The organism is Corynebacterium faecale (genome assembly GCF_030408735.1).
Taxonomy (GTDB): Bacteria; Actinomycetota; Actinomycetes; order Mycobacteriales; family Mycobacteriaceae; genus Corynebacterium; species Corynebacterium faecale.
On the sequence record NZ_CP047204.1, the window covers coordinates 2713996 to 2737345 of the forward strand.

Sequence of the window (23350 nt, forward strand, 5' to 3'; positions counted from 1 at the left end):
GGGTTTCGGTGACAACTACGGGTGGCAACTACAGGTAACGGTTAAGAGTGACAACTACCCGGTCGCCCGCATGCGCCGGACGAGGATGAGTAGGAATGGTGCACCCACCAGAGCGGTGATGATGCCGATGGGCATCTCCTGGGGGGCGACGATGGTGCGGGCGAGGATATCCGCCCAGATAAGCAGGATTGAGCCGATGAGGGCGGACACCGGCAGGACTGAGCGGTGAGCCCCGCCAACGATGCGGCGGGCGAGGTGGGGGACCACGAGGCCGATGAAACCGATGGAGCCGGCCATCGCGACGATCACACCCACCAGGAGACAGGAGACCACCAGGAGAATCAGACGGAAACGTTCAGGGTTGATCCCCAGGGTCAGGGCGGTTTCATCTCCGGCGGTCAGTGCATCGAGTTGGCGTCCCCAGATCATCAGGACCGCCGCCACCGAAGTGACCACCACGATGATCACAGCCAGCGGGCCGTTCCATCCGGCCAGCCCGAGGGAGCCGAGCAGCCAGAACATCACAGAGCGTGCGCCTTCAGCCGAATCAGAGGCGAAGATCAAAAAGCTGGTGGCCGCGGACAGGGCATATCCCACTGCCACACCGGACATGAGTAGGCGGATGGAGGTGAGACGACCTGCACCGCGGGCGATGAAGAACACCAGCAGCGATGCCGTCAGCGCCCCGAGGAAAGCACTCCCCTGCAGCGCATAATCCCCGAAACCTGCACCGGCACCGAAGAGCACCGCGGCTGCGGCACCCACGCTGGCCCCGGAGTTGACGCCGAGGATATAAGGGTCAGCGAGCATGTTCCGGACCAGCGCCTGCAGGATCACACCCGCCAGTGCCAGCCCCGCTCCGACCGCAGCGCCCAGGAGCACGCGGGGCACCCGGATGTCCCACACGATGGCGTTCTGGGTGACCTGGGTTCCCTCCGCCAGGCTGGTGCCCAGCAGGTGGTGGGCGAGGATCCGGATGGAGTCTGCAATCGAGATATCTACCGGGCCGGCGATGATGCCTGCGCCCATGGTGAACACCAGAGCAATGGTCAGGGCCCCACACCAGGCAGCGGTGCGGTGTCGACGGGCTGCGAAGCCCAGAGCGTCATCATCGCCCTTGGCATTCATAGGCCGACCCCGTAACATTGGTAGCATGAAGCGATGGTAACACTCAATCGTTCGCTTGACTATCGGAATGGGAAATTGAGTTGGACACCGAAGGGGATAATGCTGTGAGCCAGGATCAGGACACCCCGGTCAACCTTGCAGAGGAATGGGCGCCGATATTCAAGGTGCTGGGCGATCCCACCCGCCTCCGCCTGCTGCTGGCCATGCATTATCGGGGCCCGGGCGAAGCCACGGTGTCCGAGCTCGCCGACACCGTGGGCGTGCGCATCCCCACCGCCTCAGCCGCGCTGATCCACCTCACCGAGGCCGACACCATCACTCCCCATAAGGTGGGCCGCGAGGTCCGCTACCGGCTCAGCGATCCTCGCATCCACGAACTCCTGCACCACCTCGGTGGCACCCATTCACACGACCACTAAAAACTGCTTTTCGACGAACCCCCTCCTCCTCACTCAGCCCGTGGCACCCTGATCACATCGCCGGGGCGGATGAGATTGGCGTCGGTGATCTTCGGGTTGGCCGCCAACAGGCGGTGGTAGAGATTTCCGGCACCGTAGTGCTGGGCCGCAATCGCCCAGAGGGTCTCGCCGCCCTTCACCACATGCTCCAGATATGTTGCATAACCGGGGACGATGGATGATCCGAGAATCACAGGCACCACCACCAGATCAAGGCGGGAACCATCTTTTGCTGAGGGGTGGAACACCTCCACATAGGCCACCACATGGGTGAAGGCCGCGCCGGACACATCGGCGGTGACCTGGAACTGTCCATGTCCCCCGATACCATCGCCAGCAATGAAGTGCCCGATCACCTCATCATGTCCTTCGGTGATCACATAGTTGTACCCGGCTTCAAATGCTCCACCGGCGACACCTGCGATGTGGATGGTGTCTCCGACGATGTCGAATGGTTGGGGTTGTTGGATGTCGATACTCATGGCGTGCCCTCCTGGAGGCGAAACGGAACCGACTGGTAGAAACCATCCTACGCCCCTTATGAGATCCACATCACTCAAGCGACCTTCTGGGATGTCCTCTCCCGGACCCAGCGCAGCACGGGTTCTTCCACGAGGGTGTAACTGGCTGCAGCCACGGGCACGGTGATCACCGTCGTCGTGATGAGGACGAGCAGAAAATCCCCACTGAACAGGTTGAGCCCCAGCAGTGGGAACACGATGGTCAACACCGGCAGGTGCCACAGGAAGATGGAATAAGACCACTTTCCCATCGCCCTCATGATCCCGGTGTTGAGCAGGCGTGAGGGTGTGCCCAGGGCATAGGGAACCACGATGAATGCGGCGAAGGCTGTGCCTGCGAGGATCCTCATCACGAATTCCCCCGGGGAGGGATGGATGAGCCCGAGGGGGCCAAACCATTCCTGCCCGGCGATCCACGCCGTCGATAAGCTTAAAAACCACCAGACCACGCTGGGCACGCGCGGAAAGCGCACGCCCTCGAACTCTGCGGCGAGCATGCCCACGGCGAACCAGCAGGCATAGGCTGGCGGCCAGATCTGCAGGTTGGGCCACCCGTTGGCGATGGAGTTTTCCACCATAGGCAAATAGGCCCACCCCAGGCTGAGCACCGCACCCGCCACAATCAACCCGATGCGGGCGCGCCGCCCGAACCGCCCCAACACCACCGCCAGCAGCGGCACCACCAGATAGAAGGCCATTTCCACACACAGGGACCACAGGTGGGTCAGGCCGGTCATGAGGCCACCGACCACATAGATCTGCGTCATGGTCAGATTAGCCAGCCACGGACCCGCGGGAATGAACAACAGGACCGTTGCCACCGTCAGCCAATAGGCCGGCAGGATCCTGGCCATCCGCTTCAGGTAATACACACCTGGCGCATTGCTGTCGCGTCGCCGCCACAGCACAAAAGCCGACAGGGCGAAGAACACCGCCACGAAGAAATCAAACCGCGCGAGGAGACTCCCCAGGGTGCCCGCAGGGTCCATTCCTGTCTGGAAGGCTGCATGCGTGGCCAACACCCCGAGGGCCGCAATCGCGCGGAGCCCCTCGAGTGAGCTGATGAAGCCGACCGTTCCGGGGGCTGCGTAGGATTGATGAGACATTGTTTGTGAGTGGGAAGCCTAGCGGATAAGAGGGGACTACATTGGGTCTGCCGGTGAAGAAGTCGGCCACCATACTGATGGTAATCGGTGTGGTTCTTCTCGTGTTCGCCTTCACCGTACCGCCCTTCGTGCAGGGCGCTGCCAAGTCGATCTCCACCGATCTGGAGCTCACCATGGTCAGTGAGAGCCCTCAGGGTTTCACCAGGACAGAGCATCTGACCACCTCCCCCACCCAGGAGGATGACGAGATCGCCGTCCGGGTGGAGCACACCACCGAGGGCCCGGGCGATGAAGTCTTTTCTGAGGGCATGATCATCGATGAGGTGACTTTGATCGGCCACTCCCGTTTCCCCGTGCCGGAACCCAGCGCCTCCATGACGGGATCCAGGGCTGATCATTCCGGTGAGGCCAGGGAAGGACTCCAATATTTCTTCCCCGCCAACACCATGCGCAACTCCTACCATTACTACGACATCACTCTCGGCGACACCGAACCTGTGGACTATCTGGACCGCGATGGGGATGTGTACACCTTCTACCAGCACCGCCGGTATCAGCCCATTGATGAGGACACCAGCTACTCGGTGGAACGCACACTGGACGTGGAGCACCGCTCCGGGATGATCGTGGACAAACATGAGCTGATCACCTTCCACGAACCTGACGGCGACCGCGAGGTGGAATTCTCCTTCACCGCCGCTACCCGTGCGAACCTGACTGAGCATGCCGGGGACATCACCGCCACGCTGCGCACGGCGAAGATCCTGGATTTCACCGCCAAGTTCCTCGGGTTGCTCCTCATCGGCATCGGCCTGTTCCAGACCGGGATCTTCAGAAGAACCCGTTGACCATGAGCACCACCAGGCGGGCCGTGTTGTGGGCGTGGGTGACCTTGTTGTTGGGTTCCCTCCTGTGGCCCCTGGCCGCGCCGGGTGAACTGTTGCTGCGGGACATGGTGGTGGTGGATGATCCCGCGCTCTCACTGGGCGCCCTGGGTTTTGGTGACCTCCCCTCCCGGAATGCACCGCAGGATGGGGTGCTCGCGCTGCTGGCCCTGCCCGGTCTGATCCCCGTGAGCTGGGTGGTCCGGGTCCTGCTGGTGGCGGCGGGCGTGGCAGGGGCATGGGGTGCCATGCAGCTGGGCAGGGCACAGTTCGCTGCGGTCACCATAGCCATCTACAACCCGTTGGTGGTGGAGCGTCTCCTGCAGGGGCACTGGTCACTGGTGATGGCGGTGTGGTTATTGCCCTTGATCGTGGCACTGAGGCATAATCCGCGGGCACAGATCGTGGCGATGTGGGCGGCATCCCTCACCCCGACGGGAGCGGTGGTGGCCGCGGTGGTGGCGGTGTCTACCTCCAGCCGACGGGTTCTGACCACTGTTTTTGCGCTGCTGGCGTGGTTGCCGTGGCTGGTGCCCGCGCTGTTGACCACACCCACCTCCGGTGGTGCACAGGCTTTCATGGTGCGCGCGGAAGCCTACGTGGGCACCCTGGGCACCGTCCTGGGCCTGGGCGGGATCTGGAACGCGGGGGCTGTCCCGGCATCACGCGAAGCCGGTTTCGCAGTCGCTGGCGTGGTGTTGTTCGTGGTGCTGCTGGCCGGGGTGCGGAACTGTCCTCCGGTACTGATCCTGCTGGCGGTGATCGGCATCGGCGGGTGCCTGGTGTCCTGGCTCCTACCGGAGCTGTTCGGCTGGGCGGTGTCCTATATTCCCGGCGCGGGGTTGGTGCGTGATTCGCAGAAGTTGCTGATGCTGGCGGTCCCCGCCTATGTGGCCATGGCCGCCGGGTTGAACCGGCCCATGGAGTGGGCGGCGGTGGCCTTGTCCCTGCTGCAGATCCCGGACGCACCCCGGGAGGCCCAGGTGCTGCGCCCGGAATCCAGTGTGTCTGTTGAACGGACTGAGCTTGTTGAGCTGGCCGCCGGGCGCGACGTGCTCATCGTCGGAGCCCCGACGCTGACCACGCGTAGCGACGCCCTCCCCATCGTGGATCCCCGCTCCAAGGCGGTCTCCCTCGTGGAATCCGGGGAACTGCGGGTGGATGGTCTCATCACCGATGCACCCAGCCGCCGGTGGACCGAGGCGGTACTTGCCTGGCGGGCGCAGGATCTGGAACATCTGGAGCAACTCGGGGTGGGTGTTGTCATCGACGGGGACACCATCGTGGAAACCGGTGCCGGGCCGCAAGGCGGATGGCGTTTCTGGATGGGGCTAGGGCTCACGGTGTTCTGGGTGGTGCTGCCCCTGGGACTGTTCGGGGCGCGTTTCCGGGACCGAACCAGGTAGCACATCCCTTACGCCGACATCGCATTGCAGACATCACCCCGTCCAACTACGACATCAGTACTGGTGTCTGTAATGCGATGTCGTAGTTAGGGAAGGCGGGAGGAATCCGCCGGTGCCAGCGATGCCAAAAGCTCCTCGAACTGCTCTCCGGCAATATCCCAGGAGTAGGACCGTGCCCGCTCGGCGGCGCGCTGGCCCAGAAGGGTGCGGGAGGGGGCGTCGATAAGCAGGGTACGTACCCCGGCGATCAGCTCAGCCTTGGAATCAACCAGCACACCCGTCTGGCCGTCAATGATGGAATCCCGCAGGCCACCGGAGCTGCGGTAGCCGATGGTGGGCACTCCGTGTTGCGCGGCCTCGACCACCGCCAGGCCCCACCCTTCCTTGCGGGAGGGCATGAGATGGACGGCGGCGCGGCGCAGCAGGGCATGTTTATGATCTTCCGCCACCTGCCCGTGGAAGGTCACACGATCCGATACACCGAGGTCACGGGCATAGTCACGGAGCTGCTCATCCCACCAGCCGCTACCCACCACATCAAGGTGCACGCCTTCAATGGCGGCCACCACGTCCATAGCATGCTCAATCTGCTTATGGGGCACCAGGCGCGACAGCGTGACCAGGTGGATACCGTCCTCATCCAGGCGGGGGATATGCGCCGGCACCGGATCCAGCCCATTGCGGATGAGGTGGATGCGCGGGGCATCCACGCCGAGCTCCACCAGCTCATCACGGCTGGGCGCAGACACCGTCACATACGGTGCCGCGCGGTAGGCCCGCGGTGCGACGCGGCTCTCTAAGAACCAGCCCACCGGCGCCAAGAGCTTGCCGACGACCGGCCACTGCTCCCGATGACAATGGTGGGTGAGCAACACCGTCGGTTTCCCGGAGAAGAACCTCCCGAAAAACGGGATGCCATTCTGGGTATCCACCACCACATCCACCCCACGGAAGGTCCCCAGACCCATACGGCCCAACAGCATCGCAGCCCAGGCCTTCGGGTACACGCTGAACTTCCCACCGCTGAGTGAATAACGCACCCCACCACGCATGGCGCGCCGGGGCGCATCTGTGTGGCCGGCGGTGCGGTAGACCACCTCATGGCCCTGCCTGGCCAGGTACTCGCCCACCCTTTCCAGGTAGCGTTCACTACCGCCACCCTGGGGGTGGGTGGATTCACGCCAGCACAACAGAAGGATCTTCATAGGGTTACCCAGCTTAGTTATGCTGCGGTTGGGGTGGGAAATTGTGGTGTGGTGAGTGTTCAGGTTGGCCCACAGGTATCGGTGCCTGTCACCGATCTGCAGCTAATCCTCGAACCTGACGGTTATGCCGACGGACGATAAGAACAGCCGGAATAACTCCTGGAAGTACCGCTATCCACGACCAATAACCCATGACGTGGAACAACGGAAAAATGAACTGAATCATGAGGCAGAGCCCCAACCACTGAAGGAAGAAGATTCTTCCCGTCCGGTGTGGTGGCCATCCGACAAACTGCGGGATCTCATGATCCGGATTGACCTTGGTCAGCTGCTGAAAACTAACTGCATAAAGGACAGCGCCCACCATCCCTGCACATACTCCCCACCACAGTCCCATGGGCCTATTTCACCACAAGATGGTGGGCTGAGGTGCCCGGCAGGATTTTTCACCCCTGTGCGGGATCTGCCGTGGTGCTCGGTCTCACCTATGAGAACTGAGGTTAAGGATGCCGCGTTGCTGACGATTGAGCAGGAGCGCCTAGCCATCGGTCAAGCCAGTCACCACTCAGGATGACTGGAATGATCACCAACCAGATGGCACCTATCCAGAACGCAGTCATCGCGTTAGTGACCAGCAAACTAAGTCCCACTGGAACCGCGCTCAACAGGTAGAGGCGTGGAAGAAGCCACGTTGGTCGACGGTGGCGTTCCCACACCGCCCACCCCAGGGCCGCTGTGACAGCTGCGCTAATAGCCCACAAGGCCAGGGACCGAGGGGAATCCACCAGGGCAGGAATGATATCTCCCAGGGCCAATGCTCCGAAGACGCCTGTGGCCACGAGATTCCAGGTCACATAGGTCACCCGCCCACCAGGCCGCTTATCAGTCATGGCCCCAACTATAAGGGATGCTGCTGTTTCAAACCGGGCCTAGCTTGAAAACCGGGAAACAACGCCACACGGCACAGGCACCACCTCCACCGGTTATACGAGGATCATTTTCCGGATAGCTAAACCGAGTTCATATGAACTTTTCCCGTTTCATATAAACAACTCTCCATCGGAATTCGCCCCACACTGGAAGCCCGCGCCATAATAGGGTGCATGACTTCCGCAGGCTCTTCTTCCCCCATGCCCCATGATGCGCCACCGAGCACGATCACGCTGTTCTCCCCCACCGGCTCAAGCCCTGACCAGGTGCGCGCCACCCTGGTGGAGCTGGCGGAGGAGGATGGGATCACGTTTGTCGATGACATTGAGTCCGCCTTTGTTACCACCGCGTCCAACGTCACGGTCACGGTGGATGAGAACCTGATCAATGATGCCCTGAGCTGGCTGGATGATGTGGCACTCGCAGAGGGGCTGGGCATGCGCCATGAGGATCAGTCCCTGCGTTTCGGTGATGAGGATGTGGCTTTCACCATCAAGATGCGCGGGGATGATGATGCCCGCCTCGGCGCCTCCCGCCTCGGCCTGGAACCCCTGATGAAAGCCATGCGCGATGACGAGGACTTCATCGTGATCACCCGCTTCGACCTCGATGATCCAGCAGATGAATCCCATTTCATCCAGGCCCGCAGCTTCACCGAACTCGACGGCTGGACCATGGAATACGGCGCTGGTGGCACCGAGCATAAGACAATTGTGGCCGATATCGAGCAGGCCATCAACGCCATCCTTCGGTGGATGAACGGCGAGGACATCAGTGATCTCGGCTGGGCCCGCAGTTGAGTTTTCCCCGCACGCGCAATTTCGCCACGCTCCGCCGTGCTATCGGTTTGCTCCGCGATTTCCGCTTCGAGCAGACCCGGCCCGACATCTTCTACGGCAACCTTGCCACGGACACCGCTGAGCTCGTGGCCGCCCTGATCGCTGACCTTAAACCCTCCACGGGCAGCCCTGCCCTGGATGGGCAGTTGATCCTCGATGTCGGTGGTGGACCCGGCTATTTCGCTGATGCCTTCCATAAGCGGGGCGCCACCTACCTTTCGGTGGAACCCGATGTGGGTGAGATGTCAGCAGCGGGCATCGATGTCACCGGTTCGGTGCGGGGCTCCGGGTTGGATCTTCCCTTCCGCGACGATGCCTTCGATGTGGTGTATTCCAGCAATGTGGCTGAACACGTGCCCGATCCTTGGCGGATGGGTGAGGAGATGTTGCGCGTCACCCGTCCCGGTGGCGTGGTGATCCTGAGTTATACCATCTGGCTGGGGCCCTTCGGCGGTCACGAGACCGGGTTGTGGGAGCACTATGTGGGCGGCCATTTCGCCCGTCGACGCTACGAGAAGAAACACGGACACCCACCGAAGAATGTCTTCGGGGAGTCCCTGTTCGAAGTCTCCTGCACTGAGGGCCTGGACTGGGCCCGGCAGGTCGAAGGCGCCCGTCTTGCAGTGGCTTTCCCCCGCTACCACCCGTCTTGGGCCTGGTGGATGGTGAAGGTACCGCTCCTGCGGGAATTCCTGGTGAGCAATCTGGTGCTCGTCCTGGTGAGGGAATAAAACACCAACAACCCCTGTCAGACCTACAGGTAGGTCTGACAGGGGTGCGGTTAACAAAGATGCTTAACGACGAGGGGCAGTGCCGCCGTCGATATCGCGGTCAAGATCATGGTCGACTGCTCCGTCGATGTCCACTTCCTCGTGAGCGACATCTTCGCTGACGGTCTCAGTGCCACGGACGGTCTCCTTCTGCAGGCTGACCTCCTCAACCGGCACCGTTTCCTTGGTCACATTGACGCGCTCCTCAGAGAGGGTCACGGATGCCTCTTCGTCGTGCAGACCCTCGCCCCGGAGAGTATCGGCGCGGTCTGCATCAACTGGGGTGCGCTCGATGCGGACCTCTTCACGCTGTACCGGAACCTCGACGGTCTCGGTGTCGTGGACAACGTGCTTGCGCAGACGTACCTCGCCGGTTTCCACCCGCTGCTTGTCCACGTTGAGTCGCTCCTCGGACAGGGTGAGGGAATCCGCCTCGTGTGCAGCTGGTGAGACATCCACCTCCGCCTGATCGTGGTCGCGGTCATGAACGTCGCGGTCACGGTCGTGCAGAGCGCCACCGGCGAGACCGGCTCCACCTGCAAGACCCGCTCCACCCGCAAGACCTGCAGCATCGCGGTCACGGTCATGTGCGGCTCCGTCGGTCACACCGGCGGTATCGCGGGCACCACGATCGTGATCGCGGAGATCCGAACCGTAGGTTTCCACGTTCTCGGTGCCCTCCAGGCCGTAGTGGCGGTAAATGGTCGCCTGGTCATCGTTGGAGAGATGCGCGTCGGAATCAAAGTCTGGGGCATCGGAGATGCGGTCCTTGGTGAAGGCCAGTCGCAGTTCTTCACCCGCAAGCTGGTGGCCACGCAGTGGTACCAGGCTGGAGCTCATTCCGAAAAGGCCGTGGCCGACCTCAACAAACTCTGGCTGATCGGAGGTGTCATTGACGTAGACCTCCTTGACGGATCCAAGCTTGTCGCCATTGCTGTCATAAGCGGTGGCGTTGAAAAGGTCGTTGATGTTGCGGGTGTTCATGAAATTCTCCCTTTTTCTAGATGTTTTTCATTCATCCCGGATCCTGCATTGGCGGTGTTGTGAACCGTGAACGTCTGTTTCTCAACCCGAGATGCTGACACCGCCCAGTGTATGGATAAGCACCGATGCAAGTATGACGCACAACACATAAACAGTATCTTCTAGATGCTTGCGCAGTTCACATCCAGGCGATTGCCAGTCCCGGCCCCCAGGCCCCGGGATCACCCACCACAGGACAAGCAACCTGCGGCCCCCGAATCCGCCGGTCAAACCCGCGCCACCCCTCCACCCGAACCCTCGACCCCCAATCCCACACCGAATTACTTCCTGAATATGTACACAGGAGAAGATTTCCAGTTAAGAATCGCGGCCTTGTCGGATTTCCCCCTCCCGGCCCCACAGAACGAGGAACGAAACAACCCCATATCCACCCTCCCGCTTATGGAAGGTGGATATGGGGTTGTTGTTCAGTCAGCACACGGCCAACAGGCGTTACTTATGCCTGGGCAGCCTGGATGCGCTTCTTCAGTGCCTCGAACTGCTCGTGGACCTCGTTAGGAACCTTTGGTCCCAGGAAGGTGAGGTACTCGGCGTTGTCCTCGACATCGCGTGCCCACTGCTCGGCTGGGGCGGTCAGGGCTTCGCGGACATCCTCGATCGGGGTGTCCATGCCCTCGAGGTCGAGGTCCTCTGCGCGGGCGGTGTAACCAACGACGGTTTCATCGGCCTCGACGCGGCCTTCGATGCGGTCGATGACCCACTTCAGCACGCGGGAGTTCTCGCCGAAGCCAGGCCACAGGAAGCGACCGTCTTCGCCACGACGGAACCAGTTGACCAGGAAGATGGATGGCATCTTGTCGCCGCCCTTGTTGCCCATGTCGATCCAGTTCTGGAGGTATTCACCGGCATTGTAGCCCATGAAGGGGAGCATTGCCATTGGGTCGTGGCGCAGTGCACCGACGGTGGCCTCAACAGATGCTGCGGTCTGACCGGAGGCCAGGAGGGAACCGACCATGGTGCCGTGCTCCCAGTCGTAGGTCTGGGTGACCAGTGGCACGGTGTCGGGACGACGTCCACCGAAGAGGATCGCGTCGACCTTGACACCCTTCCAGTCGTTGAACTCCGGTGCCGCGGTTGGGCACTGGTCGATGGCCACGCAGTAGCGGGAGTTCGGGTGGGCTGCAGGCTCGTTGGACTCCGGGGTCCAGTCGTTGCCCTTCCAGTCGATGAGGTGGGCTGGCTTCTCGCCGTCCATGCCCTCCCACCAGATATCGCCGTCGTCGGTGAGTGCGACGTTGGTGAACAGGGTGTTGCCCGGCTCCATGGTCTCCATGGCGATCGGGTTGGAGGCGTAGTTGGTGCCTGGAGCCACGCCGAAGAAGCCGTTCTCCGGGTTGACCGCGTAGAGGTGTCCGTCTTCGCGGAACTTCAGCCATGCGATGTCATCGCCGACAACCTCGGCCTTCCAGCCGGGGATGGTCGGGGTGATCATGGCGAGGTTGGTCTTACCGCAGGCAGATGGGAACGCTGCCGCGATGTTATAGGACTGGCCTTCCGGGTTGGTCAGCTTCAGGATGAGCATGTGCTCAGCCATCCAGCCTTCCTCGCGTGCCATGACGGAGGCGATACGCAGTGCGTAGCACTTCTTGGCCAGGATGGCGTTTCCGCCGTAACCGGAACCGTAGGACCAGATCTCCTTGGTGTCAGGGAACTGGGTGATGTACTTGGTGTCGCTGCATGGCCATGCAACATCTTCCTGACCCTCCTCCAGTGGAGCACCAACGGAGTGGAGGCAGCGGACGAAGCTGCCGTTCTCGCCGATCTTGTCCAGCGCGTCCTGACCCATGCGGGTCATGATGCGCATGGACATGACGACATAAGCGGAGTCGGTGAGCTGGACACCGAGCTTTGGCTCCGGGTCGGTGATCGGGCCCATGCAGAAAGGAACCACATACATGGTGCGGCCCTTCATGGATCCACGATAGACCTCGGTCATCTCGTCCTTCATGGCCTGAGGTGGTGCCCAGTTGTTGGTTGGGCCCGCATCCTCTTCCTTTTCCGAGCAGATGAAGGTGCGCGACTCAACGCGGGCGACATCCGATGGGTTGGAACGTGCGAGGAAGCTGTTGGGACGCTTCTCCTCATTCAGTCGGATGAGGGTACCCGCTTCGACGAGCTCCTCCGCCATGCGGTCCCATTCCTGCTGGGATCCGTCAGCGAATACAACTGCCTCAGGCTGAAACAGCTCGACCGCTTCGGCGATCCAGTTCAGCAGTTCCTGATTTTTGGTTGGTGCCTCGCCCTGCAGGCCCGGGATTGCAGCTGTAGTCATCACTTCTCCAGATAATTTGTCACTCACTGAGTACTCGCAACTAGATTAGCGTTGATAGTTGGAACAAGTTAATAAGATTCATGAGACACGGGCCACATTTGTCATTACCAGTGGCATTACCCCCTATCAATGCATATCCACCGCCCCCGCCCGAAAGTGTCGATGTGCGTTTCGCGCCCCTTTACGGGGGTGACTTCGGACTCCAGACCCCATCCGGCTGCGGGTTTCTCCGCCTCCCCGGCGGGGATCCCCCATCCAGTCTCGCCGGACGTCCGCGACCACACCTCAAATCCTCCGGAATAATCATGGGCGGCGACGTGGTCGACAACGCCATCCCCATCCAGATCAGCGAGAATGGTCATCCCATTGCTGCCGGGAATGGTCACACTCTCCTCGCCCACGCCGCCTATTTCCACCAACTCCCCGTCGATCTCCAGGGCAAGTCCCCCGGCGACTCCGGCGGCGGCTGCGACAAACTCTCTGATACCAAACAACCACGCGGACTCCGCAGAACTCATGTCACTCTCCCACTCTGTCGGGACTGCTCATGCACCCATCCGAACGGACCCCGGCGATGACCAACGCCCTCACTGGTTGTATCCAGTGAGAGCATGTGGGCTGCCTGATCCCACCATGTGCGGACCCGTCGCTGGTGATGCCTGAACACGTGCATCCCCACGATCCCCAGCACAACAGGCAGCAGATCCACCCGGATCACGCACACTCCGACGATCAGTCCCGCCGCTGCAGCCAGATACCCGGTGGGAAGCCTCGGTTCCGGAGGCAGCACCTCCCCGTGGAGCTTCGCCAGTTCGCGCATGCCCCGCCGGTCGCCTGACCGGTGCAGCTGGTGGATCTGCGCCTGCCGCGCCAACCGCATCCGGTCATGGGCCTGGATCCATTTCCCGGTTGGTACAACCGGGATCTCCCACCCGGCGGGGTGGCCGGCCACCCGGGCGATGGTGTCCACCAGATCACTGCCGGCGGGAACCGCCTGCGGGCACATGCCCGCAGGCAGGGGCGACAGGACAACCAGACGCCCCACGCGGTGCCAGGCGTCCTGGATGATGGGGGCGTCGATAAGCATGAAACCCCGGCCACCGGGAACCGCGACCACCACATCAGCATCCGCCGACTCCACCACCGTGACATGGGGACGCAGGCGGGCACGCACATCATCCACCTGCCCCGGGTCCGGGCCGATCACCACCACACGGGGCAGAGGTGTCTCCGCCGGCCCCATCGCAGGAACCAATGCCGTGAGCTGGGGAAACCTCGTGGCCAGCGCCCGGATCCCACCGGAGAGCAGCTGCTCACGGACCTCCACCAACTCAGAAACCCCAATCGTGTAATTCTCGGCTTGTTCCTTATCTTCTATGTGCACAAATTTCTGGGGCCCGGTGCGCATGCGGGAGCGCACCCTCCCGGGGAGGTCGCCGGGGTGTACGAGCAGGATCACATCAGCGCCTGAACCCACTGCCGGCCAGGTGGTCCGCACCATGATCGCGCCCGGGATCACCACCTGCACCGGCGCATCCACCGTGCACACGCCGATCCGCGGCGGGCCGGTGAGCTCATGGAGCAGCTCCCGCACGGCCATGCCCGCGGGATCACCGAAAGGGCGCCCCTCCGCCCACGCGGCCACCGCCCGGAAAATCGCCGGTACTGAAGTCATCGCCTCCCCTTCCCCTCATCACACCCCTCACCCCATCACACCCCAGCCGGCGCGCGCCCGCAACAGGTACGCGGCGCAGATCGGACGCCATGATCACAAACCGCCCCATAACTACCGTTTGTCAGACGTCGGTCCTACTGTGTGGGGCGTGTCCCGATTCCCTCTCACCCTGCCCACCTTTGTCAAAAACCGTCGCAGGTACACAGCTGTGCTGCCTCCGGCGGGTCCGGCATGGGCGGGTTCGCTGATGGGAACGGCATCCACCGCATCGCTGCTGGGTCTGCATGGATTTGATACTGCAGCCGGTGCGATGCTGGCGATCGCGATAGCCGTCACGGTGATCATCACCGTGGGGTGGTTGGTGTACCGCACCCCGGGTTTCACACCCCAGGTCATGCCCGCATGGGCGATGGTGTCCATGGGTGTGGTGTCCATGGGCACCGCCGTCATCACGGTGCTGGATGAGCAGCACCACCCGGCTACATGGTGGTTCCTCTTCGGTTGCTGCGTTGTCGGCGGCGCCCTGGGGCTGGTCACCTGCCTGGTCTATTTGAGACTCCTGATCACCGGCCGCGCCGGATCGCCGACGTTCTCCTGGGGCCTGCCGCTGGTCACGCCCATGGTGACCGCCACCTCCGGCATGCGTGTGCATGGCTGGTTGGACAGCATCAATGTGGACGATGGGTACACCACCTTCATCTGGTGGCTGTCCCTGGGCGCATTCACCCTCAGTCTGGTGCTGGCACCGGTGGTGTTCGCACGGGTCTACTACTTCTACTTCGGGCCGCGGACCCACCGGTCGGCGCAGAACCGCCTGGAGCCGATGGCCGCGCCCACGATGTGGATTCCGCTCGGCATCATCGGCCAGTCGACGGCCTGCGCTCAGCTTCTCACCGCCGCTTCCGGCCAGGGAGGGCTGGGAAACTTTTATGGTTTTGTCATGTGCGCGGTGGCGGTACCCGTCGCATTACTGGCCGCGACGGTGCATTACCAGGCCGCATTGCGCGGCATCAGTTACAGCCCGACCTGGTGGGCCAGCACCTTCCCGGTGAGCACCCTCAGCCTGGGCACGTGGTGGTTATCGGCATCAACGGGGCTCGAATGGCTGAACTGGGTCAGCCTGTTTTTGCTGGTCATTCTACTCTTTCACGCCGGTGTGGCCACACTCGGCGGTACCATTGCCCTCATGCGCAAAATGGTGCGCAGGCTGCGTGCGGTGACCGGTGGTCACCGCTGAGATGCTTATCGACGCCGCGCCAGTCCGCCATGGACGACTGTGCGCGGATTGAAGTTTCTCGACTGAACAGGAAAAATGATTCTTAATGTCTATTACTGATAATTCCAGAGAAGAACTGGGTGAACTGCCAGCCGGCCGTCCCCTCCAATCCGAATTCGATAATGATCTCGATTACCCACGCCTGGGTAGCGTGACCTTCCGCCGTGGCACCCTCACGGACAACCAGCAGACGATGTGGAATGAGAAGTGGCCTGAACTGGGTCGCCTCCTGGGCGATGAGCTCATTGACATCGATGCCTGGTTCGGCCGCACCGGTGCCAGAACCATCGTGGAGATCGGTTCCGGCACCGGAACCTCCACCGCCGCGATGGCCCCGCTGGAGGCTGCTACCAACATCGTGGCCGTGGAACTGTACAAGCCGGGCCTGGCCAAACTCATGGGCTCCGTGGTGCGCGGCGGCATCGACAACATCCGCATGGTGCGTGGTGATGGCATCGAGGTGCTCAACCGCATGTTCGCTGATGAGTCACTCGATGGTGTGCGCATCTACTTCCCGGACCCCTGGCCCAAGGCGCGTCACAACAAACGTCGCATCATCCAGTCCGGTCCCCTCAACCTGATCGCCAAGAAGCTCAAGCCCGGTGGTGTGCTGCACGTGGCCACCGACCACGCGGACTACGCCGAGTGGATCAATGAGCTGGTGGAGGTGGAGCCACTGCTCGAGTACAAGGGCTGGCCATGGCCGGAGTGCCCACAACTGACCGACCGCCAGGTGATCACCAAGTTCGAGGGCAAGGGCCTGGACAAGGATCATGTGATCAACGAGTACCTGTGGCAGAAGAGGCACTGATGAACGACGTACACGACACCGTCCACAGCTACGCACCCTCCGACCAGTCTGGTCCGGAGAACCTCCTGTTGGTCTGGGATGCCCCCAACCTGGACATGGGCCTGGGTGCCATCCTGGGTGGCCGACCCACCGCCGCCTACCGTCCACGCTTTGATGCCATCGGCCGGTGGCTGCTTGCCCGTGCCGGTAAGCGTGCCCATGAACTGGGCCGCCGCATCGAACCCGAGGCCACCGTGTTCACCAACATCGCGCCCGGTGGTGCCGATGTGGTGCGACCCTGGGTTGAGGCCCTGCGCAATGTGGGTTTCGCCGTCTTCGCCAAGCCCAAGCTGAGCGAGGATTCCGATGTGGACTCCGACATGATCGACCACATCCGGCGTCGCCATGCGGAGGGTATTCTCCGCGGGGTGGTCGTGGCCAGCGCCGACGGCCAGAACTTCCGCGAGATCCTCGAGGAACTGGTCGCCGAGGGCATCCCCGCCACCGTCATCGGCTTCCATGAGCACGCCTCCTGGGCCGTAGCCAACCCGGACATCGAATTCGTTGACCTCGAGGAGATCCCCGGGGTCTTCCGTGAGCCACTGCCACGTGTCAGCCTGGATCACCTGCCTGATGACGGCGCCTGGCTGCAACCGTTCAGGCCGCTGTCCGCCCTGTTATCCAACCGCACTCAATCCCAGGAGTAACCACCCGTGTTCTCGAGATGGGGCCACTTCGCCTACAACCACAGGCGCATCGTCCCGCTGATCATCGTCGCCGCGATCCTGGCGCTCTACTTCGGCCTCGGCACCAAGCTGGGCGAGCGGATGAGCCAGGAAGGCTGGGATGACCCCGGTTCCTCCTCGACTGCCGCAGCGCAGATCGAGATGGAGACCTTCGGCCGTGACAACAACGGCGATGTTGTCCTGCTGTTCACCGCACCTGCGGGTACATCCTTTGATGACCCGGAGGTGTTCTCCGCTGTCTCCGATCACCTCACCGGAGTGGCCACCTCCAACCCGGATGAAGTCAGCCACATCAACAGCTACTTCGATACCAGGAACCCCTCCCTGCTCAGCGAGGATGGCACCCGTGCCTTCGCCGCCCTGGGCCTGCAGGGTGATGGCGAACAGACGCTGAGGGATTTCCGCACCATCGAGGATCAGCTGGTTCCGGAGTCGCTGCCCGGTGGTGTCACCACCCAGGTGGCCGGCGCAACGGCGGTGGCCGATGCCCTGGATGACGGCATGGCCGGTGATATCCGACGCGCCGAGGTCTACGCCCTGCCCGCCGTGGCGATCCTGCTGCTCTTCGTTTTCGGTTCCGTGGTCGCCGCAGGCATGCCGTTGATCGTGGGGCTGCTGTCCATCATGGGTTCCCTGGGCATCCTGTCCATCCTGGCGGATGTCACCCAGGTCAACGTGTTCGCCCAGTCCGTGGTCACCCTGCTGGGTCTGGGTCTGGCCATCGACTACGGCCTGTTCATGGTCTCCCGTTTCCGTGAGGAGATGGACAAGGGTTCCCCGGTGCCGCAGGCGGTGGCCACCACCACGGCCACGGCCGGCAAGACCGTGGTGTTCTCTGCCGCCATGGTGGCCGTCGCCCTGTCCGGGCTGTTCGTGTTCCCGCAGGCCTTCCTCAAATCCGTGGCCTTCGGTGCAATCTCCGCGGTGGGGCTTGCGGCACTGATGTCGGTGACCGTATTGCCATCAATCTTCGGTATGTTGGGCAAGAACATCGACAGGTGGAGCCTGCGCCGCACCGCCCGTACCGCACGCCGCCTCGAGGACACCATCTGGTTCAAGGTACCCACCTGGGCCATGAAGAACGCCAAGGCCGTCACCGTGGCCATCGTGTTGCTGCTCATCGCGCTCACCGTGCCGCTCGCCGGTGTGAAATTCGGTGGCATCAACGAAACCTATCTGCCCCCGGTCAATGACACCCGTGCGGCCCAGGAGGATTTCGATGAGTCCTTCGCCAGCTTCCGCACCGAACCGGTGAAGCTGGTGGTGACCAATGCGGACAACGCCCAGCTCATCGACATTTATGTCCAGGCCAATGAGGTGGAGGGCCTCACTGACCGATTCAGCGCCGGAGCCACCACAGACGGCACCACCGTGCTCTCAGCGGGCATCGTGGACCGCTCCCTCAATGATTCCGTGGTGAGCCAGCTCCGCGATATCGACGTGCCTGACGGTGTGGAGGTCTACATCGGCGGCACCCCGGCCATGGAGATCGAATCCATCGAAGCTCTCTTTGAGAAGCTCCCCTGGATGGCGATCTACATCGTGGTGGCCACCTTCATCCTCATGGCCCTGGTGTTCGGTTCCCTGATCATCCCCGCCAAGGCGATCATCATGACCGTCCTGGGTATGGGTGCCACACTGGGTATCCTCACGTTGATGTTCGTCGACGGTGTGGGTGCGGATCTGTTCAACTTCTCCCCCGGCCCACTGATGAGTCCGGTCCTGGTCCTGATCATGGCCATCATCTACGGGCTCTCCACCGACTATGAGGTGTTCCTGGTATCGCGCATGGTGGAGGCCCGCGACAAGGGCCAGACCACCGACGACGCGATCCGCTACGGCACCGCCCAGACCGGCTCCATCATCACCGCGGCAGCCCTGATCATGATCGTGGTCTGTGGTGCCTTCGGTTTCTCCGAGATCGTCATGATGAAGTACATCGCCTTCGGCATGATCGCAGCGCTGATCCTGGATGCCACCATCATCCGCATGCTGCTGGTCCCCGCGGTGATGCATCTGCTGCGCGAGGACAACTGGTGGGCTCCCGGGTTCATCAAGAAGGCCTACGCCGTCATGGGGCATGGCTCCGAACCTGATGAGCCAGCCGTGCCCACCAGGCCGCTGGATGAGGGCGAAGAGGTCACGGTCCACGAAGCGGTACCGGCGGCAGGGATGGTCGCCTCGCGGAGTGGCCGGAGCACCTCAGACGACGGGCAACTGGTGTCTTTTGCGGAACTGAAGGCGCGCCTGGACAACCGACCTTCCAAAGATCTCGACTAGGCGGCCGCGTGACCGTACGAGGAGTACTCTCCAACCCCTGGGTCCGCTGGGCATTGTCCCTGGTGGTCCTGGGGGCGATCCTTTTCTTCCTCCGGGAGCACCTTGAGTTCCTCCGCACCGGCATCCGGGAGATCCGCAACGCCAACCTCTCCGGGGTCGGTCTCACCATCCTCATGTTGGTGTTGTCATTCCTCGCCATGGGTGAAGTCATGCGGATCCTCCTGCGCGCCGGCGGACTCAACCCGAAACGCACCGCCACCGCTGCACTGACCTTCGCCTCCAACTCCTGGTCGGTCACGTTCCCCGGTGGCCCCGCCCTGTCCGCCATCCTCACCTTCCAGGTTCAGCGCAGCTGGGGTGCGAGCGTGATCCTGTGCTCCTGGTTCTTTGTGCTCTCCAGCGCGCTGTCCACCATGTGGTTGGTGGCCCTGGGCGTCTCCGCTGTGTTCTTCATGGGGGCGTCGCTGAGCCTGTGGTCACTGTTGTTCAGCCTCATCCTCATGGCGGTGCTCGCCGGACTGGTCTACTGGGCTGCCAACAACCCCGACCGGATGGAGGCCTTGGGCAGATCCCTCCTACCCAGGATCAACCGGGTGATGAGAAGACCGGAGCAGACAGGCGTCGACAAGCTCGTTGAACACCTCAGCCAACTGCGCACCGTGACGCTCACGGCGCGCAACTTCTTTGCGGCCGCCACGTGGTCACTGTTCAACCGGCTTTTCGACGCCGCATCCCTCTGGTTCTGCATCTGGGCCGTCACGGGCGAGCTTCCCTGGTTGGAGGCAGCACCCGACAACACCACCCTCGCCGGAGTCGCACTCGCCTACACCACCGCCAAGATCGTCGGATCAATCCAGGCCACCCCCGGAGGAATCGGCCCCGTCGAGGCCTCCTATATCGCTGCCCTGGTCGCCACCGGCATGACCGCCGTGGACGCCGCCGGCGCCGTGATCATCTACCGGCTCATCTCCTTCATCCTCATGGCACTCATCGGATGGGTCATCTATTTTATCTATTTCACCCCTCGGGGCCTCAAAGCACGCGAGGTCAGGGAAATAGCGGACACCCCAGCAGTTAGCATGGGAGATGTCCCACCTGACGTGGCACGGCCAGCCACCGGCACCGCACCACCTCCCGCCTCCGATACAGCTCCGGAAAGGTCCAAGAAGTGAACCGCTGGTTAGCCCTGCTTTTCGACGCCCTCGCCATCGCCCTCTTCGCACTCTTCGCGCGCGTCGCCCACCAGAGCGACGACATGCCCCTCAGCGTCAGCGGCTGGTTCTCCACCATGCTCCCCTTCCTCGCCGGGGTCTTCCTCGCCTATCTGGTGGTCATCCTCCCCTTGAAGGTCCACGTGGATTCCATCCGACCAGCCGGCCTCTCAGTGTGGGTATTCGCCGTGGTGATCGGCCTGAGCGTGTGGGGCTTCAACAACGGTGGGATCCCCCACTGGTCCTTCATGATCGTGGCCACCACGGCTTCGGCGATCCTGGTCCTCGGGTGGAGAGCTCTCTACCGCGTGATCTGCAAATAACTCCATAAGCGAAACCACTGGGGCAGGTGTGACCCGGCTTCAGTGGAGGTTGGTTACAAAAATAGGATCCGGCCCTCCCTCTCAGCCCCGGCCCGCCCCGCTTATGCGCGGGGAAGCCTGGACGAAAAGGGAGGGCCGGACCACGTGCTCAGCGAGCCCCCACGGTGGCTGCTAGGAGCTGGTGAACCCCATCAGATAGGAGAATAAGGTACTCAGGATATCGATTCCGGAGAGAATTGCCAGAACAGTCATGATGGTTGGGCTCCTTGCAGGTTGGAATATCGGATCGGCGCTAGTTGTGCATATATCGTTCCCAGCTGATTGCGTTACATTTCGACGCTCATCTAAGCCGAAATTTCGCTCCGCCCGATGGTACTCCTGATTCCCACAGAGGGAGTGCTACTGGCGTGTCATGGTGCCGATATGTTCTCCGGTATCATCGAATACCACCAACACAGCACCGTCCAGGGTGGCGGTCTCCGCGTGACTCAGCCACGGATTCATGCCCTCGCACCAGCGTTGAGTGTAGGCCCCCTGGGTGAGGGTGTAGTCAGAGCCATTCCTCTCCCAGGTACCGGAACCTGTATTGCAGCCATCATTGGCACCAAAACTGCCGTCACCATGGAGATGGAGGCGGGTATCAGCGGGAATGTCCGCGCCCCAGACCTCGGAATGCACAGGCGGGCCTGGGGAGTCTGGGAACGCCAGGGTGAGAGACCCCAGCACCAGCGGAGGAATGGCAACGCTGGTCACCACTGCTGAACCAAGCGCACCCAGGATCTCCAGGGGAGTGAGTATGGCCATAGTCCGCACGATAACAGGCCTGTGCGGGATGTCCCAGCACAGAAGGATGACAACTTGGATAAGAAAAGCGCACCGGGGGCATAGACTCTGCCCTCGGTGCGCCGCTTATGGAAGCTGCATGTTACATCGGGAGGATGGTGTGCTTCTTCGGCAGGTCCTTCTCCACCTTGGTCTCCAGCTGTCGGAGTGCCTGACGCAGCACCAGACGGGTGTCGGCGGGTTCGATCATGGCATCGATATAGCCACGCTCAGCAGCGACATAGGGGCTGGTCATGTTTTCATCGTAGAAGTCCATGAAGACCTTCTTCATGTACGCACGCTGGGTTGGGTCCTCGATGGCCTCCAGCTGCTTGCCCTGGATCATCACCACGGCTGCGGCGGCACCCATGACGGCGATCTGTGCGGTGGGCCAGGCGAAGTTGAGGTCACCGGTGAGGTTCTTGGATCCCATCACGGCGTAGGCGCCGCCGTAGGCCTTGCGCACGATGAGGGAGATCTTGGGAACGGTGGCTTCCACCACGGCGAAGGCCAGTTTGGCTCCACGGTGGATGAGGCCGGCGCGTTCCTGTTCCACACCGGGCAGGTATCCGGGGGTGTCCACGACGAAGACAACGGGGATGTTGTAGGCATCGCAGATGCGGATGAACCGGGCACCCTTGTCAGCTGCGTCGGCGTCAATGCAGCCGGCCTTCTCAATCGGCTGGTTGGCCACGATGCCCACGCTCTTGCCGTCCACGCGGGCGAAGGCGGTGATGAGGTTGGGGGCGAACTCCGCCTGGATCTCCAGCAGATCAGCATCGTCGAAGAGTTTGGCCAGGAGGTCATTCATGTCATAACCCTGGTTGGTGTCATCGGGCATGAAGGTGTTGAGGGATTCGTCGTGAGCGATCTCCCCATCCGACGGAGCCTGATACACCGGGGCGGGGTCATCGCAGGTGAGCGGCAGGTAGTCGAGGAGGTCCTTGACCATGTTGAAGGCCTCCTCCTCGTTCGGCGCGATATAGGAGACGTTGCCGTTCTGCATCTGCTGTGCCGCACCACCGAGATCAGCGGAGGTGATCACCTCGCCGGTGACCTCCTTGATCACGGCTGGTCCGGTCACATACATTTCGGTCTCACCGTCAACGGCGATGACGAAGTCAGTGGTCACCGGGGCGTACACCGCACCACCGGCGGACTTGCCCAGCATGATGGAGATCTGCGGGCTGCGGCCTGACAGGGGCAGCTGACGACGCGCGATCTCGGAGTACATGGCCAGGGAGGTCACGGCGTCCTGGATGCGGGCACCACCGGAATCCTGGATACCGATGACGGGACATCCGATGCGGATGGCCATGTCCATGACTTCACTGACCTTGCGGCCGAATGTCTGCCCGACGGAACCGCCGTAGACGGTCTTGTCATGGGCGTAGACGGCGACGGGACGGCCCTCGATGCGGCCGTATCCGGTGACCACACCATCAGAGTAGGGGGCGTCGGGTTCATCGGGGGTCCGGCCGAGTGCGCCGATCTCCACGAAGGAACCTGCATCAAGGAGCGTGTTGATGCGCTGCCGGGGAGTGGTACGTCCCTCTTCATCGCGCTTCTGCCGGGCGCGTTCACTTCCCGGATCCTGCGCCTGGCCCAGTCGGGCGCGCAGGTCCGCAAGCTTCTCTGCAGTGGTGGTGTTACTCAACTTCCGT

General features: G+C 62.3%; 22 protein-coding genes. 11 read left to right on the forward strand and 11 right to left on the reverse strand.

The features are described 5' to 3' along the window. Positions 1-54: 54 nt before the first annotated feature. Positions 55-1128: a FecCD family ABC transporter permease gene (locus tag CFAEC_RS12320; protein WP_290277235.1), complete on the reverse strand. Its 1074-nt coding sequence runs from the start codon at positions 1126-1128 to the stop codon at positions 55-57. A gap of 104 nt (positions 1129-1232) precedes the next feature. Here CFAEC_RS12320 and CFAEC_RS12325 point away from each other — a divergent pair, with 104 nt between their 5' ends. Then, the gene (locus tag CFAEC_RS12325; protein ID WP_290277236.1) at positions 1233-1547 is read left to right on the forward strand and encodes an ArsR/SmtB family transcription factor; all 315 of its coding nucleotides are present in this window, start codon (positions 1233-1235) and stop codon (positions 1545-1547) included. Between the two features lie 29 nt (positions 1548-1576). Here the strand turns inward: CFAEC_RS12325 and CFAEC_RS12330 are convergent, their stop codons facing one another. Next, positions 1577-2068, reverse strand: coding sequence for a Gmad2 immunoglobulin-like domain-containing protein (locus CFAEC_RS12330; protein WP_290277238.1), 492 nt, complete (start codon positions 2066-2068; stop codon positions 1577-1579). Between the two features lie 74 nt (positions 2069-2142). Then, positions 2143-3213, reverse strand: coding sequence for an acyltransferase family protein (locus CFAEC_RS12335; RefSeq protein ID WP_290277240.1), 1071 nt, complete (start codon positions 3211-3213; stop codon positions 2143-2145). A gap of 89 nt (positions 3214-3302) precedes the next feature. Between CFAEC_RS12335 and CFAEC_RS12340 the strand changes: the two genes are divergently transcribed. Together CFAEC_RS12340 and CFAEC_RS12345 are read left to right on the forward strand one after the other, a co-directional pair. Beyond that, positions 3303-4061, forward strand: coding sequence for a porin PorA family protein (locus CFAEC_RS12340; protein WP_435384236.1), 759 nt, complete (start codon positions 3303-3305; stop codon positions 4059-4061). Positions 4062-4063: 2 nt separating this feature from the next. Then, the gene (locus CFAEC_RS12345) at positions 4064-5503 is read left to right on the forward strand and encodes an MmpA family trehalose lipid delivery protein (protein WP_290277244.1); all 1440 of its coding nucleotides are present in this window, start codon (positions 4064-4066) and stop codon (positions 5501-5503) included. Between the two features lie 86 nt (positions 5504-5589). Here CFAEC_RS12345 and CFAEC_RS12350 read toward each other — a convergent pair whose 3' ends face one another. Continuing rightward, positions 5590-6708, reverse strand: a complete 1119-nt coding sequence (locus CFAEC_RS12350) for a glycosyltransferase family 4 protein (RefSeq protein WP_290277245.1) — start codon at positions 6706-6708, stop codon at positions 5590-5592. A 500-nt stretch (positions 6709-7208) separates the two neighbouring features. Next, the gene (locus tag CFAEC_RS12355) at positions 7209-7598 is read right to left on the reverse strand and encodes a hypothetical protein (RefSeq protein ID WP_290277246.1); all 390 of its coding nucleotides are present in this window, start codon (positions 7596-7598) and stop codon (positions 7209-7211) included. A gap of 213 nt (positions 7599-7811) precedes the next feature. Here CFAEC_RS12355 and CFAEC_RS12360 point away from each other — a divergent pair, with 213 nt between their 5' ends. Both CFAEC_RS12360 and CFAEC_RS12365 read left to right on the forward strand, forming a co-directional pair. After that, a complete protein-coding gene (locus CFAEC_RS12360) occupies positions 7812-8438 on the forward strand; it encodes a hypothetical protein (protein ID WP_290277247.1) in 627 nt (208 codons plus the stop codon). Continuing rightward, a complete protein-coding gene (locus CFAEC_RS12365; protein WP_290277248.1) occupies positions 8435-9208 on the forward strand; it encodes a class I SAM-dependent methyltransferase in 774 nt (257 codons plus the stop codon). Before CFAEC_RS12360 ends, CFAEC_RS12365 begins: the two co-directional genes overlap by 4 nt. A 63-nt stretch (positions 9209-9271) precedes the next feature. Here the strand turns inward: CFAEC_RS12365 and CFAEC_RS12370 are convergent, their stop codons facing one another. The 4 genes from CFAEC_RS12370 to CFAEC_RS12385 all read right to left on the reverse strand — a co-directional run bounded on the left by CFAEC_RS12370 (position 9272) and on the right by CFAEC_RS12385 (position 14238). After that, positions 9272-10231 (reverse strand): DUF2382 domain-containing protein, encoded by a 960-nt coding sequence (locus CFAEC_RS12370; RefSeq protein ID WP_290277249.1) that lies wholly within the window; start codon positions 10229-10231, stop codon positions 9272-9274. 496 nt (positions 10232-10727) lie between these two features. Next, positions 10728-12563 (reverse strand): phosphoenolpyruvate carboxykinase (GTP), encoded by a 1836-nt coding sequence (locus tag CFAEC_RS12375; protein WP_290277251.1) that lies wholly within the window; start codon positions 12561-12563, stop codon positions 10728-10730. A 116-nt stretch (positions 12564-12679) separates the two neighbouring features. After that, positions 12680-13081 carry a hypothetical protein gene (locus tag CFAEC_RS12380; protein WP_290277252.1) on the reverse strand — a complete coding sequence of 134 codons (402 nt, stop codon included), beginning with the start codon at positions 13079-13081 and terminating at the stop codon, positions 12680-12682. After that, complete coding sequence (locus CFAEC_RS12385; RefSeq protein WP_290277253.1) at positions 13078-14238, reverse strand: hypothetical protein; 1161 nt, start codon at positions 14236-14238, stop codon at positions 13078-13080. Before CFAEC_RS12385 ends, CFAEC_RS12380 begins: the two co-directional genes overlap by 4 nt. A 148-nt stretch (positions 14239-14386) precedes the next feature. Between CFAEC_RS12385 and CFAEC_RS12390 the strand changes: the two genes are divergently transcribed. The 6 genes from CFAEC_RS12390 to CFAEC_RS12415 all read left to right on the forward strand — a co-directional run bounded on the left by CFAEC_RS12390 (position 14387) and on the right by CFAEC_RS12415 (position 20864). After that, positions 14387-15475 carry a TDT family transporter gene (locus tag CFAEC_RS12390; protein ID WP_290277269.1) on the forward strand — a complete coding sequence of 363 codons (1089 nt, stop codon included), beginning with the start codon at positions 14387-14389 and terminating at the stop codon, positions 15473-15475. A gap of 85 nt (positions 15476-15560) precedes the next feature. Continuing rightward, a complete protein-coding gene (gene trmB / locus CFAEC_RS12395) occupies positions 15561-16325 on the forward strand; it encodes a tRNA (guanosine(46)-N7)-methyltransferase TrmB (RefSeq protein WP_290277271.1) in 765 nt (254 codons plus the stop codon). Next, complete coding sequence (locus CFAEC_RS12400; protein ID WP_290277273.1) at positions 16325-17011, forward strand: NYN domain-containing protein; 687 nt, start codon at positions 16325-16327, stop codon at positions 17009-17011. Before trmB ends, CFAEC_RS12400 begins: the two co-directional genes overlap by 1 nt. Positions 17012-17017: 6 nt before the next feature. Continuing rightward, positions 17018-19330: an MMPL family transporter gene (locus tag CFAEC_RS12405; RefSeq protein ID WP_290277276.1), complete on the forward strand. Its 2313-nt coding sequence runs from the start codon at positions 17018-17020 to the stop codon at positions 19328-19330. An 8-nt stretch (positions 19331-19338) separates the two neighbouring features. After that, positions 19339-20502, forward strand: coding sequence for a lysylphosphatidylglycerol synthase transmembrane domain-containing protein (locus CFAEC_RS12410; RefSeq protein WP_290277279.1), 1164 nt, complete (start codon positions 19339-19341; stop codon positions 20500-20502). Next, positions 20499-20864: a DUF3054 domain-containing protein gene (locus tag CFAEC_RS12415; protein ID WP_290277282.1), complete on the forward strand. Its 366-nt coding sequence runs from the start codon at positions 20499-20501 to the stop codon at positions 20862-20864. Before CFAEC_RS12410 ends, CFAEC_RS12415 begins: the two co-directional genes overlap by 4 nt. Before the next feature lie 399 nt (positions 20865-21263). Here CFAEC_RS12415 and CFAEC_RS12420 read toward each other — a convergent pair whose 3' ends face one another. Together CFAEC_RS12420 and CFAEC_RS12425 are read right to left on the reverse strand one after the other, a co-directional pair. Beyond that, a complete protein-coding gene (locus CFAEC_RS12420; RefSeq protein ID WP_290277285.1) occupies positions 21264-21668 on the reverse strand; it encodes an META domain-containing protein in 405 nt (134 codons plus the stop codon). 121 nt (positions 21669-21789) lie between these two features. After that, positions 21790-23343 (reverse strand): acyl-CoA carboxylase subunit beta, encoded by a 1554-nt coding sequence (locus CFAEC_RS12425; protein WP_290277287.1) that lies wholly within the window; start codon positions 23341-23343, stop codon positions 21790-21792. Positions 23344-23350: the final 7 nt, after the last annotated feature.

What these genes read in the sequence shown, in the direction of transcription:
- CFAEC_RS12320 (WP_290277235.1), bottom strand. Translation starts at nt 1,128, where the DNA reads ATGAATGCCAAGGGCGATGATGACGCTCTGGGCTTCGCAGCCCGTCGA.
- CFAEC_RS12330 (WP_290277238.1), bottom strand. Translation starts at nt 2,068, where the DNA reads ATGAGTATCGACATCCAACAACCCCAACCATTCGACATCGTCGGAGAC.
- CFAEC_RS12335 (WP_290277240.1), bottom strand. Translation starts at nt 3,213, where the DNA reads ATGTCTCATCAATCCTACGCAGCCCCCGGAACGGTCGGCTTCATCAGC.
- CFAEC_RS12345 (WP_290277244.1), top strand. Translation starts at nt 4,064, where the DNA reads ATGAGCACCACCAGGCGGGCCGTGTTGTGGGCGTGGGTGACCTTGTTG.
- CFAEC_RS12350 (WP_290277245.1), bottom strand. Translation starts at nt 6,708, where the DNA reads ATGAAGATCCTTCTGTTGTGCTGGCGTGAATCCACCCACCCCCAGGGT.
- CFAEC_RS12355 (WP_290277246.1), bottom strand. Translation starts at nt 7,598, where the DNA reads ATGACTGATAAGCGGCCTGGTGGGCGGGTGACCTATGTGACCTGGAAT.
- CFAEC_RS12360 (WP_290277247.1), top strand. Translation starts at nt 7,812, where the DNA reads ATGACTTCCGCAGGCTCTTCTTCCCCCATGCCCCATGATGCGCCACCG.
- CFAEC_RS12370 (WP_290277249.1), bottom strand. Translation starts at nt 10,231, where the DNA reads ATGAACACCCGCAACATCAACGACCTTTTCAACGCCACCGCTTATGAC.
- CFAEC_RS12375 (WP_290277251.1), bottom strand. Translation starts at nt 12,563, where the DNA reads ATGACTACAGCTGCAATCCCGGGCCTGCAGGGCGAGGCACCAACCAAA.
- CFAEC_RS12380 (WP_290277252.1), bottom strand. Translation starts at nt 13,081, where the DNA reads ATGAGTTCTGCGGAGTCCGCGTGGTTGTTTGGTATCAGAGAGTTTGTC.
- CFAEC_RS12385 (WP_290277253.1), bottom strand. Translation starts at nt 14,238, where the DNA reads ATGACTTCAGTACCGGCGATTTTCCGGGCGGTGGCCGCGTGGGCGGAG.
- trmB (WP_290277271.1), top strand. Translation starts at nt 15,561, where the DNA reads ATGTCTATTACTGATAATTCCAGAGAAGAACTGGGTGAACTGCCAGCC.
- CFAEC_RS12400 (WP_290277273.1), top strand. Translation starts at nt 16,325, where the DNA reads ATGAACGACGTACACGACACCGTCCACAGCTACGCACCCTCCGACCAG.
- CFAEC_RS12420 (WP_290277285.1), bottom strand. Translation starts at nt 21,668, where the DNA reads ATGGCCATACTCACTCCCCTGGAGATCCTGGGTGCGCTTGGTTCAGCA.